We start from the raw sequence: 15,705 nt of genomic DNA on the forward strand, positions 1-15,705 counted from the left end.
CAAAGGCACCAAAAAAAAGCGCCGAAGAAAGCGCTTTAGAAGGCTATTTTAGACGGGCACGTCGCTAGCCGCCGCATCGCCCAATCCGCACGCGGCTCAGACTCCATTTTGGCCAGACCTTGCGGCATCGCTGTGCCCAGTAAGATAAATTGCCAGCAATTCTGCGTTTGCTCATCACGCAGGATTACGGCTTGATGCAGATCAACGCGCAGAGGCACGCGTTGTTTGAGGAGGTAAACATAATCCACATAGACCTTACCCAGTGTCTGACCGGGCAATAACTGACTGCCCAGCCCACCGTTTGCGGTCAGTATTAACCACGGTGCAGACTCGCTGGGCTTACGAAAAGTGACACGCTGAATCGGTCCGGCAGGATGCACCATCGTTTGAGCGCTCACGTATTGCGGCGCCAAACGTTGCGGAAGCTGCTGCGGCCATGGACTGATCCATACCGCATGCTGATCCAGCTTAAAGCGTAAGTCGCCTTTCGCGGTGCGTTGGAAGCGTTTAACCAACGCCTCCTCCGAACCTTGATCGAGCGTCGGCACACCGGTGATATCCAATACCGCCGCAGGAACCTGAAAACTCAGCCCCAGCAGCAGCAAGCCCATCCCTCGCCATGCCATATTCACCATAACGCCACCTCTTATTGGCTACTCAATTGCTTGAAGTGCGCCAAAACATGGGCTGGCAATGCGTCTTCAGTTTGCACTCGACTGGTTTTCACCAGCGGAGGTTGATATCCGCCAATGCCATAACTTTGCGCAACGCCCACCAAGTTATAGTTCTTACCGGTGACCAATGCCAGATGACCCCAATCATTGAAATCATGCAGCACCGCATAGATCGGATTACCAAAGTTATCGGTCTGGCCGGTAATCGAATACTGATAGGCGGCATTTTGTCTCACGCCATCATAATTCCAATCACCAAACACCGCCGCACCCACCCCCGCACCGCGTCCGATATACGACCCTTCGTTCAATGCACCTTCATCCATATTACTGCTTGAACCATCCGAATAATCCAGTTTAAAGGTATTGGTAGTCGGGCCATGCGGGAGTGCCGTGTAGGGGTACGAATAGGCGTTATAGGTCGTTCCCGGATTACTGGTATTGGGTACAACGATGCCATAATAATCATTGAGTTGCAGATAGTAGCGCTCTACGGCATCACTATTGGTGCCCGAAGTCGGCACACCAGAGAGCTGATAGAGATAGTTCATGATACTGACATAGTTGGGTTTGTAATTGACATACAGCTCATCCCCACCATGTCTTAAGCTCAAGCTATGACCCACTTCATGCATCAAGGTTGCGGCTTGGAAATTGGTGCGCATTTGCTGGCCATTGGCATTTAAAGGATCGGTCAGGAAACCATGCAGCGTCACCAGCACTTTATTGCCCGGTAATTCTGAAATCCCTGAAGATGAAGAACTGCCATCCGCTGCAATCGACGATGCAAACATCGCATAGCGGAAGAAAGCGCGACGACGCGGATCGACGTTTTGCGTATAGTAACTAAACAACGTATTACAGCCTGCACTCGGCACCGAGACTTGCGTACAGCTGGAGAAAGGACGTTCGTGGCTCTTGCCTTCCAGATTGTAATGTGCGCTATCCACGTTGGCAGAATAGATCGTGCCGGCATCAAAGTGCACGGCAATCTGATGCGGCGTGAACGCATCAACCATTTTAGTCAGTGCGGCCTCAGCGGGCACAATCACCGACTCTTTGGTTCCTGTCGCTGGATTGGCCGCCAGATAGTCCACTTGAATAAACATATCTTTACGTCCCGGACGCGCGCCCATGGTATAGAGGTCTAAACCAGCAAAAGTACCGCCAGCCACTTTGGCGGTATCGGGAATGCCGTCATGATCACTGTCCACTACGCCTGCCGCCACATCATTGGGGCCACCTGAAGTTGGAAAGTTGACCAAGGTCCAATCCGCTTTGGTCTTTGAGACATTAAATGCACTGGTCAGACGCACAATCGACTGATCATGAGTATCCAATGGATCAACGGATTGACTGCCAACATAATTGGCTGCTGGAGTCGCAAAGGCTGGCACATTGGCGCCCGACCATGCGCCTGCCGTCAATGGTGACGTTGTGCTGCTGCCAAAGCGGACAAAGTCTAGCGTCTTTGCGGCAACCGTTGCCGTCTTTACCGATTGCAGTTCAATGAAGCCCGAAGCATTATCCCAATACGGCAAATAGGTCTTGGTGGAATCAAGGATATACACCACCTTACTGTTTTCATTGACGTAAGTGTTTTTCAGCTCAGGTGATTTTCGACCCGCCAGCACCACATAACCGTGGGCAGGAATCGACACCTTTGGTAGCGCAAAACTCACTGACTGACTGATTGACGTCGGATCATTTAATTTAAGACCGCCGGTACGCAACACATAATCCTGCAAGCGCACGGCTACATTCTGGTTGTTATATAGCTCGACCCACGCCACGCTATTGTTGGTCGTGCCCGCATCGTAATCTTTATCCTTACGGAAATTGCCTGCCACCTCACTGATATATAGTCCCGCAGGCACCACCGCTGGTGCCGCTTTCACTACTGCAGTACCAGTGGTTTGTTTCGCCGCAGAACTCGCCATTGATGACGGTGCTGATGCGCTATCCCCACCTTCCCCACACCCGACCAACATGATCGCTAACATCAATGGTGTGACTTTCCCCAGTTGCATTGTTATGCGTTGTTGCATATTTATGACCCTAAATTAAGTGATTATTCATGCAAGCCAACTTCCCTGTGAATTGACCTGTCCGCGAATGTAACTAGCAAAACCCAGACCACTCTTGACCTTTTGGTATGAAATATTTTACCCAATGGAACGTAGTGTGATGCAAAACACAAAACACCAACCCCAAGGTTGGCATTTTGATTACGCCCCTGCGAAAAGGCACTTACTTCTACAGGCTTATAACCTGATAAGATCGTCCTATTGCGCACTGATCGCTTTCATATTCGCCAAGACTTGCGGCGGTAACACATCCTCACGCTGGATTTGACTGGTCTTCACGACGGGTTTAGGTCTGTTTTTGCCCACTGCACTCTTCAGGCTCACCCCTAAGCTCCCACTAACCGATCCGCTATAGTCCTTACCCGTGACCAAAGCCAGATGTCCCCAATCATTAAAGTCATGTATTACGCCATAGTAGGGATTGCCGAAATCATCTGTCCGACCAGTCAGGGAGTACGAATAGGTCGCATTTTGCTTCACCGCATCCATATTCCAGTCGCCATAGGCATTGGCATCCGTCCCGGCGCCATGTCCCACATAGTCCGCCTCACTGAGCGCACTTTCATCCAGATTTGCACTGGTGCCACTGGAATAATCGATGACAAAGTCATTGGTTGCTGGTCCATGAGGAATCAGACTTTGACTATAGGTATATGCAGCGTAGGTTGTCCCAGGCACACTGTTATTCGGCACCTCTACGCCGTTATACCAATTTTGACGTGAATAATAGCGCTCTATGGCATCGTCGCCGGTAAAGTTGGTCGGCACGCCTGAAAGTTGATACAAATAGTTCATGATACTCAAATAGTTAGGCTTAAAATTGACCGCCAACTCATCACCACCATGCATCAAACTTAAGCTATGCCCGAACTCATGCATCAGTGTCGCCGCTTGCCAGTTAATACGCATCAACTTACCTGCCGCACTCAGATTGTTTGCGAGGAAGCCACCCAGCGTGACCAGCACTTTATTGCCCGGCAACTCAGACACGCCAGAAGACCCCGCTTTACCATTCGACTGCTGCGAAGACGCGATCATGCCATAGCGGAAAAAAGCTCTCCGGCGTGGATCGACATTTTGCGTGTAATATTGATAGAGCGACGTACAACCTGCATCCACAGATGTTCTTTGATAATCAGTGGTATTGGTCATTTGCGCACACTTGTTAAAAGCGCGCTGATGACTGAGACCATCGAGGTTATAATGGCTCGCATCAATATTCGCGGCAAATAAGTTGCCCACATCAAAATGCACTGCGACCTGATGCGGACTAAAGGCATTGACCATTTTGGTGATCGCACTTTCTTGCAATTGACGCGCGGAATCCTGTGTCGTCACACTCGAATCATTACCCATGTAATCCAGCTGTATAAACATATCCTGCTGACCCGGACGCGCACCTAGCGTATAGAGATCCAAGCCTGCATACGTACCGCCTGCCACTTTGGCACTATCGGGGATACCGTCATGGTCACTGTCTACCACACCGGCCGCGACATCATTGGGTCCACCCGAGGTTGGGAAGTTAACCTGTGTCCAATCCGCGCTCGTTTTCGATGCTGCAAAAGCATTGGTCAGACGGACAATCGATTGCTCATGGGTATCCAGTGGGTCTAAAGACTGACTGCCCACATAGCCTGCCGCAGGAGTGGCAAAAGCAGGAACGTTACTGCCTACCCAAGCGCCTGCCGTTAAAGGCGCAGTTGCACTGGAACCAAAGCGCACAAAATCAACCGTCTTCGCCGCAGTCGTGGTCGTTTTAGCCGCTTGCAGTTCAATAAAGCCCGAAGCATTATCCCAATACGGCAAATAGGTATTGGTTGCATCCTTGATATAAATCACTTGGCTTGCGCTATTGACCGTCGAATTCAACAGAAAATTCGATTTTTTACCCGCAATCACCACATAGCCATTGGCGGGGATCACCACATTCGGTAGAACATAATTCACGGATGCACTGGTGACCGTTGGATCGCTGGCTTTTAGCCCACCCGTACGCAGCACATAATCTTTGAGATTCACCGACACATTTTGTTTGTTATACAGCTCGACCCACGCCACGCTATTCTTTGACGTCCCTGCATCGTAATCTTTATCCTTACGGAAGTTACCTGCCACCTCACTGATATACAGACCGGCGGGTACAGCAGCCGCAGCGTTGACCACCGCAGCACCCGCCGTGATTTGCTTGGCTGCACCGCTCACCAGTGACGAAGGATTTGACGCACTGTCCCCACCTTCACCGCATCCCACCAGCAGTATCGCGATCATCAATGGCGACAGTTTTCTGAATTGAAGCATAGTCATGACCCTTACTTAATATATCTGATATTTTTTCAGACCAGTTTTTTTTGTAAAACTGGTTTGTCCCAGATAAAATTAAGCAAAACTCAGACCATATTTGACCAATTGGTATAAATTAATTTAAAAAAAAAGCACTGCTGGGGAGAACAGTGCTTTTAAAGCGATGGATCAAGGTGATGAAAGCGACTTATGTCGATGACTCACTGACCCTAAATACAATAAATGACTTACAAAAATAAGAATGCGTTTGAATACAAAGCATTGCGTTTGGAAATATCAAAGCTGGTTAAACCCGTTGATTCAACTTTCAGTTGCCTGCGCTGAAAATGATGACAAAACAGTCATGGATAATACTGTTGAGAGGGATGCTACGAGCACAGCCTGGGTAAGGACTTGCGGTGCAAATTGATGCATAAAATCCTCCAGATTATGGGCATTTTTTCCTCCACGTCATCATACCGATCAATTATTAGAATTAAATTGATATAGAGGCAAATCGAGTATATCGATTAGAGATATAAAATGTATATATCAGCCACATAAAAATTTCAGAAAAGTACACATCAATTCAAGATATACACGACATACTTATACTTGGTATAGACCAGTTATCAACCAACAATAACATCAATAAATAACTGTTTTATATATGAAAAATTATAAATTAACGCGACTTTTCAACCTTTACAATTTGTCACACATAATAATTCACACATAGATAACCAGAGATTCATATGGTTTTTATATAAAAAATAAATAAACATGCTATCCATGTCTTTTTTTAACAACTATTTGTCCGATAATATATATAATAGTTTTTATAATGCACACTTTGTCACAGTGTTAAAGCTAATTTTTTATACAAAAGGGACTTCCTGAGCTCCACTGAGCATCCTGTGCCCAAAAAATATCGAGCGTCGTTTGCTGTTCAGATCGACTCCCCCAACAACCCACCGGATTGTGTTCGGTTGTTTGGGCAAACTCCATAAAGATGACTTACCGAGTATTCAGCACCCACACCCGATCAATATCATGTGCAGTCACCCAGACATGATCGCCCGCTACCATCACCCCGCCACTGCCGACCCCTGCGGAGGGACCATAAGTCTTGGTAATCTCAAGGCTGTGCGGATCAATCGCCATCAGCAGTACACCCGTGGTTCTCACCCACACCTGACCACCGCCCGTGGTTAAATCACCACCATCCCCTGCGGCCTCAATCGGAAGCGAAATGGGGATCACCTCATGGGTTTGGGGGTCAATCCGGCTCACCGTGCCATCGCCCTGATTCAAGCTCCACACCGCCCCCTCACCCGCTGCGATAAACCACGGAATCTCCCCCACCGCGATGGTCGCCACCACGTGATTGCTGATCGGATCAATACGCTGCACACCTCCCTGCTTTGGATTGGACACCCACAGCGCATCATGACCAAAGGCAACGTTATAAGAAAAAGGCGCGATCGCAATCTGGGCGATCACCGTATTACTCTGGGGATCTATGCGCGACAGCACACCTGCCACATCACTCACCACCCAGATTGATCCCGCACCCGCCGCGATACTCAGCTCCCCCGTGCCATTGATCACTCTCCCTGCCACTGCGACCTGCGAGGCATCCGCAAGCCCTGTCGGGATCACCGCTTCGACGCACATCTCCGCAAGGCTCACACGATAGATGGCCTGATCAGTGTGACTCGCCACCCACAGAGAGCCAAATGCCGTAACCATCACCCCCACAGGTGCAGGTACCGCTACGCTGGCAATTGGCGTGTCTGACCCGAGCCTATATTTCTCCACCCGATCCTGATTGGTCGCCCAGATGGCATCTGCTTCTGCCGCCATAAAATCGACAAAGCCAGGCACATGCAGCGTCTTAAGCCCATGTTGCTCGATGTCCAAAAAAGATGTAGGGACTTGCGGGTTATGAGAGTCGCTCGCCATAGAAATCACCGCGCTCACATCGTTTGCCGATGCTGGCCAAATTTGCGAGTCGAACTGTGAAAGGTCAGTGTACCCGCTTCTTTCATCTTCTTGATATAGGCAAAGCCATCACTCGACACACTGAATAAATGCTCGCCTGCAATCAAAGGCGGATACTTGGCGACGGTTTCCGGTGTGCGGAACTGCGGCAGTGGCTCGATTTGCACATCATAATCACAGGCAAAAAACAGCGGGAAGGAATAGCGCTCCTCAGCCACCTTACGCACCCGATGCGAGGTCGCCACAAAGCGCCCACCACTTAAGGCTTCCGTCATATCGCCAATATTAACCACAAACGCCCCTTCAATCGGCGGTGCATCAATCCACTGCCCTGCAGAATTCATCACCTCAAGGCCGGGCGCAGTCGGCAGCAAAATGGTAAACAGCTCCATATCGGTATGCGCACCGATGCCTTGCACATCCACCACCGTCTCATCATAGGGATAATGCAGCAAGCGCAATTGCGAAGTCGGTTTGGTGACCAAGCGATTTAAAGTATCCACCTCCAGTCCCAGCGCCAACTCAAAACCACGTAGCAACACCCGCCCGAGCGCAATCACCTCGTCATAATACGCACCAACATCCTGTTTAAAATCGGGCAAATCCGCCCACACATTCGAGCCATGCATCGGCTTACCCGCCAGCACATCGGGATCGTCTTCCGGCAGGTCCCAACTGAGGTCAAAGGCTTCCTTGCGGTCGGGTTTACGGGTGGGATCAATCACCTCCTCGCCTTCTGGTACATAGCCTCGATGCTTGATGCCAAACTTGCCAGCGTAATACTGCATCTTCTCCTCAAGGCTTAAAGCAAAAAACGCCTTGGTCTGGGCAAGCAGTGCCGCTTGTAACGCCTTGCTCAGTTGATGTCCGGTGATATAGAAGAAGCCGACATGATGCGCCGCATGACCGAGTTGATCCGCAACCTGCTGGCGGGCAATCGGATCATCGCCATAGAGGGCTTGGATGTCGATGAGGGGAATATGGTCGAAAGGGAGCTGCGTCGCTGACGCGGTTGAAATATCAATACTCATTTGAATGAACTCAAAATGAGCTTGGTCGTCCAAGCAAGTTTCACCGTATCGCTTTGGGTCGTCCCAAAAGGTGTATGAAATAAATCCGAACTACTGCACATTAATCAGCAAAAAACATACCATTTTTTGCTATTCAGTCCAACTCATCCCCTGCTGTGACTCGGCTTGCGCAGCCACACCGAATCCGTCCATCCACGCCTACAGTCAACCCACCCCAGCGCCTATTCATTAAAAATTAATCTTTCAAAATCAGGCATTCCCGATTTCTTTTTGCTACAATTTGCCAAGGACTATACACAATCAAGAAAGGAATCTCGATGTCTATCATTGTCTCTATGGCAGTTGCTGCTGCCAGCTATTACGTGTTTTATAAGTGGTACGAATCTCGAAATAAAGATCAGGACATCCGCGACATCAAAACCTTTGTCCGCATCGAATCCATGTCTCCGCCCAGTGGCAGCACCATCCACGTTGCCGAAAAGATCAATATCACCCTGCGCTACGAATGCAGCGCGCCACGTTCGCAAACCTTTGCCTTGTGGGTACAAGGCTGTGACGAAGACGTGCCCTGCAATTACGCCTCCACCGACCGTGCCATGTCGATCCCTTTTGGCTTTAAATCCGGCAAAGGCAAAGTCACCCGCTGGATCAGCCCAACCACACCCGGCACGCTCAAAAATCTAATCGTCGTGGTCGAAACCGATGACAACCAACCCTTGTATGAGTGCGAGATTCCGGTCAACTACACCGTGCTCCCCAACCCCAAACTTGCCCACCTTCAAGGCGACGGACGCGCCTCACGCATTACCGGCATTGCCTTTGCACCCAGCTATACACGCGAGGTTCCCGTCAACGGCACCATCACCGTGACCCTCGACTATGACATTGAATCGCAAAAAGGCTTACATGCCTACGTCACCCCCGAGACCGATCTGGTCGTGCCCGGACGCTACGAGCCATCCAGTGGATTGTTAAAAGGACGTGGAACCATCAAGCGCGAGTTCTCACTCGGCGGACCATGTCGCGTCGAAGCGGTGCGCGTGGCGCTGTATAACATCGCCGAAGAACTGGTGGTTGAAGAGTATTTTGAAGTGGATTATCGGGTAATGGGCTAACCGCTCCCTTACTTAATAGCCCTTTAGCTCATACTCATGCCCACCCAGAAACAACTGATAGCGGTCTGAATACAGCGCACTTTGCACCTCTGGTTTCAGTGCGATGCCCGCCTGCTCCGCCATGATGGTGGGAATCAAACGGTAGCGAAACAAGTACGGCGTAAAGTTAAACAACAGCTCATCACGACCTGTAGCCGCATTGCTGGTTGGGGTCGTAGATGCCGCGCTTGGCGCTGGACTGGTTGGGGCGCTCGCCGATGGGCTGGGCGTTGAAGGCGTTGGTGGACTAGTAAAGGGATCGGTAAATCGACTCGGACGTGATGGACTCGGAGCAGCCGTCTCTAAACGAGAAGTCTTAGCGCGCGAGGTCTTGAGGTTAAAAGGATCAAGGGTAGAGCCGCTCACAGCCGCACTCGTGGACTTTGCAGGTGGACTGATATAAGTGGGGCTGGCAATGCTGGTTAGGTTTTGGTTGACCGCAATCTTGCCTTGCAAGTCATAGATCACATCATACAGATAGTGCGTTTCCCCACACTCAAAGTGGATATTCTCGATACTGCCCAAGATCGTAAGTATCGGCAGATTAGCAATCTTGACCCAACCGAGTTGACCGTACCACGTCTGCCATTCATCCACTTCGTTATGCGCCAGAGCAGTTGGCGCATAGGTTGTCTTGCCATCCGAGATCAGATAGAAATCTTCCTGCACATGCTGAGTGGCAAAGTGGCTCCCTTTAAACGGCAATTTCTGCTGCTCGGAAAACGCCTGATCACCCACGATCAAAACCCCCTGCGCCAAGCGCTGCGCTTCCGACTTACGCGGTGCCAGCCGATGCAACACCACTTGGCTACCCGTATCCTCTGCCGCATAGTAGGCAGTGCGATCCTGATAATAGCGCCAACCATAGCGATGACTCTCCGCCATGCTGCCATTTAAGATCGGCGTTAAGGACGCGTAATCACTCGCCCCGATGATTGGCTTTTCAAAGAAATAGGCATGTATACCATCCGAGCCAAAGCGCAGCACACGATCCGCACTGGTTTGCTGAACCACCTCTTTATAACCTCGGTTGAGTTGAATCGCCTGTTCGTTGTAGCCATTAATGGCATAGGTTTTTTGCGCGGTGTCATCATAGCGATAGGTAAATTGCGGCAGCAGGGTTTCGCAGGCGGCGGCGCTTTGCATCCCCATCCATGCCACCAGTAGCACACCGCTAAACCGCTTCCTCATACATCGCACTCGTTCGTTGACATAACCCACCCCAAGCGCTCGATCATAGCAGTTCACATCACAGCAGAACATCTCAAAACCAAGCCGATCTGAGCTTACCTTCCCACTCAAAAACCATGAACCCGCTGCATAACCGACCATGCACAATGATCATTTTACAGCGCGTACAACACCCCTCAATATAGACACCCATTTAAAACACGGGCTCTGCATCTATCCTTGTAAGATAGATCATCGTTAAGGTAAACCCGTATCACAAAGGATTATGGATATGCGTGCAATCACCTACGCCACATTTGGCAAACCCAGTGAAGTCCTCGAAGTCTCAGACATCGCCCTGCCCGAACCCAAAGGCAATGAAGTGCGGATTAAAACCCTGCTCGCCACCATCCATAATCATGACTTGGTTACCATCTCCGGTAATTACGGCTTTAAGCCCACACTCCCCGCTCAAGCGGGCACTGAAGCTGTGGGTATCATCGATGCGGTCGGTCAAGACATCAAGCATCTGCAGGTCGGCCAGCGCGTCGTCGCCTCAAATCCCGGTACATGGGCAGAATACTTTATCGCCCCTGCCGCAATCGTCGTGCCGATTCCTGATACCATTGATGATGCCACCGCCGCGCAATTGCTGGCGATGCCGATGAGCGCCTTGCTATTGCTCGAATTTGCCAACGTGCAGTCTGGACAATGGATTATTCAAAATGGCGCCAATGGTGCCGTAGGACGACTGGTTGAACAGATTTCTCAGATCCAAGGTTTTAACGTCATCAATCTGGTGCGTAGTGCATCCAGCGCGGATGCCCTTAAACAATTGGGTGCCAAGCATGTCATCACCACCGATGCACCAGACTGGAAAAAAGCCGTCAAAGCATTGATTGCCGATCATCCCCTGCAAGTCGGTATCGACTCGGTTGGCGGCACAGCCAGCCAAGACATTCAGTCATTACTCACTGAAAATGGCCAATTGATTACCTTTGGCTCCATGTCGGGTCAGCCGATGCAACTGCACAGCAGCCTGATCATCTTTAAAAACATTGTGGTCAAAGGATTCTGGGGCGGTAAGATTTTCGCAGCCCTCGGCACCCCTGAACAAAAACGCGTGATTACCACCATAATCCAATGGGTCGCCAAAGGTCAGCTCAGTTTACAAACCGAAGAGATTTTTAAATTCGAACAGATTAAGGATGCAGTCAATGCCAATTATCGGGCGAATCGAACTGGGAAGATTTTGCTGAAGCCTTGAGGGGTTTAAGGAAAAGCAAAGGAGCATAGGGAGTGATCACTATGCTTCACTCGATTGTGATATTCATTTCACTGAAGAAATCTGAAAAGAAAATTGAGAAAGACTCATCTTTCTTAAAATCCCCACTTCTATTAAAAATAGTCTGACCAGCGCTGACATCAATAATCTCTGCAACGTATTGATCAGCCTGACTCCAGTACACAATTTCTGAAACAAAATGGTCGGAATCAATACTCATTTTCGTAAAATAATTTACTACAGATGTGACTTCGACATCAAAGTTTTGTTGCTTAATCTGGACCGCAATTTCATTTACCCATTCTGTGAATTTTTCTAACATTTTGAATTCCATTCGCTAGCTATATGAAGGAATTGTGTTGTAACCTTGAGAATTTAAAGATGGGTTAACAAACCTCACATCGTCACCACAATAATCTCATTTTTAGGACAGCGTGATGAGAAAATTTATTTTGTGGACCTTATTCACGCTCTGCTGTTCAAGCGCCTTCGCAGGAGAAGTCCAAGGTCGACTGCAGGTGCAAAAGCACATCCATGATCTTCTGGCTCAAGGCAATTACGCAGAGCTCGACAGAATCTACCAGCACGACAACACAGATAAAGTTCGTACATCCAATGGTGAATATGCATTAGATGTAGAGTTCTATGCTGGTCTATCCTTCAATCAAAAAAATGCTAAACCAAACAGCAAGACGTGGTCACAGGATGAGAAAGCCTTCAAAAAATGGATGATCCAGTCTCCTACATCTGCGGCTCCACAAATTGCCTATGCAGAATTACTAGATCATCATGCCCTGTCTTATCTTGGTAAAGGCGATCTGCGTCATGCGACTGAAGAGTACTGGCATCTCTATCATGACTATGTCAATCACGCGCAACAATATCTGACATCGACACAAGCCTTAGCCGACACTGATCCGCACTGGTATGTTGTCGCGCTCAAAGTGGCAGACGATGAGGAAATGAATTGGGCTGATAATGCTACGCTTTTTTTTAAAGCAACCAATAAGTACCCAGCCTATGACCATATTTATATGGTTGGCATACCTCGGCTCATGCAAAGCAGTGAGGCAAAAGGTGTTCTCGACAATTTGGTTCATACTGGCGTTGTCATGAACTCATCACCTTGGGATCGTCTACCAGGCGAAATAATGTATGCACGGATATATTCAGCCATTGAAGCTCAGCCTAAATATCAGGGAACTTCATTCTTTTATGAAACCTTGGCGGATTGGTATCGGATGAAAATAGGGTTGGATGCGATCCTCTCTCAATATCCAGATGACTGGAATACAGCCCATTACGCCTACCTGTCTTGTACCGCACTCGACCAAGCTAAGACAGCAGAATTATTTAAGCGAGTTAAGGGTTACTCGAAAGAAAATTGGCCGTCCTTTAAATTTTATAAGGCTTGCGCCTCTTTTGCTTCACAACGACTTAGTCCAGCATTACAAGAGAAATGGAATACATACGAAGACGCTGCAAAAGCAAATCTCGATAAACTCAGATCATCGCCCGCTTACATACTAGAAACCCATGAGTCGGATGCCATGCATAATACCTATAACGAATACTTGCAGGCTTTAATGACGAATCAGTAATCGGTTTTTCACTTCAGCTTAAAGATGGTTCTTAATGCGTTTAGAGGAAGCTCTTAGAAATCAGAGTAAGTTCTTCACCAGACAGGCAAATGATTTTGACACTACCCTTTCACTTTGAATCGATAAATTTAAATTAGAGTATATTCAACATGATAAAATATTTAACACTAGGAGCCCTATTCGCATTCAACTGCACAATAGCTTGCGCAGGAGAACTGCAAGACAGGCAGACCGCTCGTCAGCACGTGGAGGATCTATTTATTCAAGGCAACTATGCCGAACTTGAGAAAATATATCACCACATTAAAGATAATGATGTCAGAACTGGAAGCGGCATCAATGCCCTTGATGAAGAATTTTATAATGGCTTATGGTCAAATATCTACCAAGTGCCTCCAAAATTTAAAGTCTGGGATGACGACGAAAAATCTTTGAAGAAATGGATGGTGCAATTTCCAACATCACCAGCACCTAGGATTGCATATGCTAAACTTTTATTGGAGCATGGCTGGGCGTATCGAGGGTATGCCACCAGCGATAACGTAGGGAAAATGGATTGGAAACCCTTCCAGCAATACGCTCTATCGTCTCAACAATACTTAAAGTCAATCAAAAAACTATCTGCATCTGATCCACAATGGTATGTTGTATCATTACAAACTGCTCTAGTCACAGATAAGGATGAAGCAAGCTATCAATCTTTACTGAACGAGGCAGCAACAAAGTTTCCAGAATATTATGGAATTTATTATAGTGCTCTCACACATTATTTACCGATGTGGGGCGGCAGCTTTGATGCGCTGGATCATTTAGCCAATTTTGCTGCTGAGAAAACCAAGCAAAAAGATGGCGATGAGCTCTATGCACGTATCTACTGGGGGATAGAAGGTGAAGCCGCTAATGGTCGTTTCAATTGGGTTAAAGACACTAAGCTTGATTGGGCACGGATGAAGGTAGGGCTCAACGGTATTATTGCGAAATACCCATCTGACTGGAATATTAACCATTATGCGTATCTAGCATGCACAGCTAAAGATCAGCCACAAACAGCGCTCTTATTTAAGCAGATTAATGGATATGTAAAAGAAAATTGGAAAAGTAGATTCTCTTACGGCTACTGTCAAGCTTATGCATCAAATACGCTTGAGGAATATAATAAAGATTTGAATGCTAATGGCATGACCCTAGACCCTGTCGCCCGACAAAAATATCATGAATATATGGCCGCGTTTAAGGCCTATGAAAGTAAAACTAATGCGCTAGGCTACAAATATGACTCTCATGATACAGATGACTATCAACAGAAATACAATGAGTACATCAAAGCGATGTCTGAAAATCAATAATAATTCACACACTAGCCCACATGCTCACCTTTAGTCTGCTAAAGGTGAGACGTAGATTGTCATCATTACTGCTCCACCCCTCACACCGTCACCACAATAATCTCTTCCGAATTCGTCGGCGGGCGTAGTCCATCGCTGCGATTGGCAAAGTACTTCTCAGCCAATTGGTTTGCGGACACATGCTCCACATGGCTAAAGCCAACCTCATTCACCAGCGCAATCATCTGCTCTGGCGTAAAGTAACTGATAAAAGGCGTACCACTGGCCTTCGCGCCACTTTCGGCACGCCTTAAACCAAACTGCACCTCAGGATCAGCCATCTCGATCGGCAGCAAAAAGGTCATGATAAAGCAGGTCTTGGGTGCCAGCGTGGCAATCTGACGGAACATCGCCACAATCGCCTCACGGGTCAGATACATGCTGACGCCAGTGGAAGCAATCACCGCGGGTTGGTTCACATCAAAGCCCGCAGCCACCAATTGCTCAATCCACGAATCCCCCGCCTCAAAATCCACCGGCACAAAATGCTGCCAATCGGGGATGCCATACCCTGCCTCAACTAGCCGTTTTTGCTTCCACGCCTGATGCCCGGGTTGATCCACCTCATAGACTTGCAGATTGGCGGCCAGACTCGGACGACGCTGCGCAAAGGTATCCAGTCCCGCACCCAGAATCACGTACTGATGAATGCCCTGCTGTGCCAGTGCCTCAACCGAATCCTCGATAAATCGGGCGCGCGCAACAACCGATGCACGAAAGACTTTGGTAAATTCGGGGTGCATGTCTGGTCGCTCGCGCCAGCAATCCTCTGGTGCCACTAGCTTGATCCCGATCTCATCGCCGATCACATGGGGCGCTGCATCAACTTCTGCATGCAGTGCGCGCCACAAGGCCACGCGAACCGCCGTACTGTCTGGCGCAATTGCTAAGGTGTTATTCATGGCGATCAACCTCCTGTCAGCCTTATGTCTTAAGCAGATCAAAACCATGTAGGTCACACTATGCGTTCGATTCTAAACGACGATCCTCAGCACAATCCAGCGCGAGATACACATCGTTACCCGACATTT

12 protein-coding genes are annotated in these 15,705 nt (G+C 48.6%); 4 read left to right on the plus strand and 8 right to left on the minus strand.

Annotation, left to right across the window (positions count from 1 at the left end):
• Positions 1 to 35: 35 nt before the first annotated feature.
• From HYN46_RS14420 to HYN46_RS14440, 5 genes are all read right to left on the minus strand, one after another.
• Positions 36 to 635, minus strand: coding sequence for a hypothetical protein (locus HYN46_RS14420; RefSeq protein ID WP_114900034.1), 600 nt, complete (start codon positions 633 to 635; stop codon positions 36 to 38).
• A gap of 11 nt (positions 636 to 646) precedes the next feature.
• On the minus strand, positions 647 to 2,722 hold the full coding sequence (locus HYN46_RS14425; protein ID WP_114900035.1) for a zinc metalloprotease: 2,076 nt from the start codon (positions 2,720 to 2,722) through the stop codon (positions 647 to 649).
• A gap of 237 nt (positions 2,723 to 2,959) precedes the next feature.
• Positions 2,960 to 5,068: a hypothetical protein gene (locus HYN46_RS14430; protein ID WP_114900036.1), complete on the minus strand. Its 2,109-nt coding sequence runs from the start codon at positions 5,066 to 5,068 to the stop codon at positions 2,960 to 2,962.
• Between the two features lie 993 nt (positions 5,069 to 6,061).
• A complete protein-coding gene (locus HYN46_RS14435) occupies positions 6,062 to 7,009 on the minus strand; it encodes a Vgb family protein (protein WP_114900037.1) in 948 nt (315 codons plus the stop codon).
• A 14-nt stretch (positions 7,010 to 7,023) separates the two neighbouring features.
• On the minus strand, positions 7,024 to 8,079 hold the full coding sequence (locus HYN46_RS14440) for an isopenicillin N synthase family dioxygenase (RefSeq protein WP_114900038.1): 1,056 nt from the start codon (positions 8,077 to 8,079) through the stop codon (positions 7,024 to 7,026).
• A 317-nt stretch (positions 8,080 to 8,396) separates the two neighbouring features.
• Between HYN46_RS14440 and HYN46_RS14445 the strand changes: the two genes are divergently transcribed.
• Positions 8,397 to 9,194, plus strand: a complete 798-nt coding sequence (locus tag HYN46_RS14445) for a hypothetical protein (RefSeq protein WP_114900039.1) — start codon at positions 8,397 to 8,399, stop codon at positions 9,192 to 9,194.
• Between the two features lie 12 nt (positions 9,195 to 9,206).
• Here the strand turns inward: HYN46_RS14445 and HYN46_RS14450 are convergent, their stop codons facing one another.
• Positions 9,207 to 10,424, minus strand: a complete 1,218-nt coding sequence (locus HYN46_RS14450) for a hypothetical protein (RefSeq protein ID WP_162818232.1) — start codon at positions 10,422 to 10,424, stop codon at positions 9,207 to 9,209.
• Between the two features lie 271 nt (positions 10,425 to 10,695).
• Between HYN46_RS14450 and HYN46_RS14455 the strand changes: the two genes are divergently transcribed.
• On the plus strand, positions 10,696 to 11,670 hold the full coding sequence (locus HYN46_RS14455; protein ID WP_114900041.1) for a zinc-binding dehydrogenase: 975 nt from the start codon (positions 10,696 to 10,698) through the stop codon (positions 11,668 to 11,670).
• A 46-nt stretch (positions 11,671 to 11,716) separates the two neighbouring features.
• Here the strand turns inward: HYN46_RS14455 and HYN46_RS14460 are convergent, their stop codons facing one another.
• Positions 11,717 to 12,010: an immunity protein TriTu family protein gene (locus HYN46_RS14460; RefSeq protein ID WP_114900042.1), complete on the minus strand. Its 294-nt coding sequence runs from the start codon at positions 12,008 to 12,010 to the stop codon at positions 11,717 to 11,719.
• Between the two features lie 115 nt (positions 12,011 to 12,125).
• Here HYN46_RS14460 and HYN46_RS14465 point away from each other — a divergent pair, with 115 nt between their 5' ends.
• Together HYN46_RS14465 and HYN46_RS14470 are read left to right on the plus strand one after the other, a co-directional pair.
• Positions 12,126 to 13,289 carry a hypothetical protein gene (locus HYN46_RS14465; RefSeq protein WP_114900043.1) on the plus strand — a complete coding sequence of 388 codons (1,164 nt, stop codon included), beginning with the start codon at positions 12,126 to 12,128 and terminating at the stop codon, positions 13,287 to 13,289.
• A gap of 149 nt (positions 13,290 to 13,438) precedes the next feature.
• Positions 13,439 to 14,635, plus strand: a complete 1,197-nt coding sequence (locus tag HYN46_RS14470; protein WP_162818233.1) for a hypothetical protein — start codon at positions 13,439 to 13,441, stop codon at positions 14,633 to 14,635.
• An 80-nt stretch (positions 14,636 to 14,715) separates the two neighbouring features.
• Here the strand turns inward: HYN46_RS14470 and HYN46_RS14475 are convergent, their stop codons facing one another.
• A complete protein-coding gene (locus tag HYN46_RS14475; protein WP_114900045.1) occupies positions 14,716 to 15,576 on the minus strand; it encodes a class I SAM-dependent methyltransferase in 861 nt (286 codons plus the stop codon).
• Positions 15,577 to 15,705: the final 129 nt, after the last annotated feature.

This window comes from Aquirhabdus parva (genome assembly GCF_003351745.1).
In the GTDB taxonomy this organism is placed as follows: Bacteria; Pseudomonadota; Gammaproteobacteria; order Pseudomonadales; family Moraxellaceae; genus Aquirhabdus; species Aquirhabdus parva.

Excerpts from the sequence above, each read along its gene's own strand:
- HYN46_RS14435 (WP_114900037.1), bottom strand. The coding sequence starts at position 7,009 with ATGGCGAGCGACTCTCATAACCCGCAAGTCCCTACATCTTTTTTGGAC.
- HYN46_RS14475 (WP_114900045.1), bottom strand. The coding sequence starts at position 15,576 with ATGAATAACACCTTAGCAATTGCGCCAGACAGTACGGCGGTTCGCGTG.
- HYN46_RS14420 (WP_114900034.1), bottom strand. The coding sequence starts at position 635 with ATGGTGAATATGGCATGGCGAGGGATGGGCTTGCTGCTGCTGGGGCTG.
- HYN46_RS14430 (WP_114900036.1), bottom strand. The coding sequence starts at position 5,068 with ATGACTATGCTTCAATTCAGAAAACTGTCGCCATTGATGATCGCGATA.
- HYN46_RS14425 (WP_114900035.1), bottom strand. The coding sequence starts at position 2,722 with ATGCAACAACGCATAACAATGCAACTGGGGAAAGTCACACCATTGATG.
- HYN46_RS14470 (WP_162818233.1), top strand. The coding sequence starts at position 13,439 with ATGATAAAATATTTAACACTAGGAGCCCTATTCGCATTCAACTGCACA.
- HYN46_RS14460 (WP_114900042.1), bottom strand. The coding sequence starts at position 12,010 with ATGTTAGAAAAATTCACAGAATGGGTAAATGAAATTGCGGTCCAGATT.
- HYN46_RS14445 (WP_114900039.1), top strand. The coding sequence starts at position 8,397 with ATGTCTATCATTGTCTCTATGGCAGTTGCTGCTGCCAGCTATTACGTG.
- HYN46_RS14455 (WP_114900041.1), top strand. The coding sequence starts at position 10,696 with ATGCGTGCAATCACCTACGCCACATTTGGCAAACCCAGTGAAGTCCTC.
- HYN46_RS14450 (WP_162818232.1), bottom strand. The coding sequence starts at position 10,424 with ATGAGGAAGCGGTTTAGCGGTGTGCTACTGGTGGCATGGATGGGGATG.
- HYN46_RS14465 (WP_114900043.1), top strand. The coding sequence starts at position 12,126 with ATGAGAAAATTTATTTTGTGGACCTTATTCACGCTCTGCTGTTCAAGC.
- HYN46_RS14440 (WP_114900038.1), bottom strand. The coding sequence starts at position 8,079 with ATGAGTATTGATATTTCAACCGCGTCAGCGACGCAGCTCCCTTTCGAC.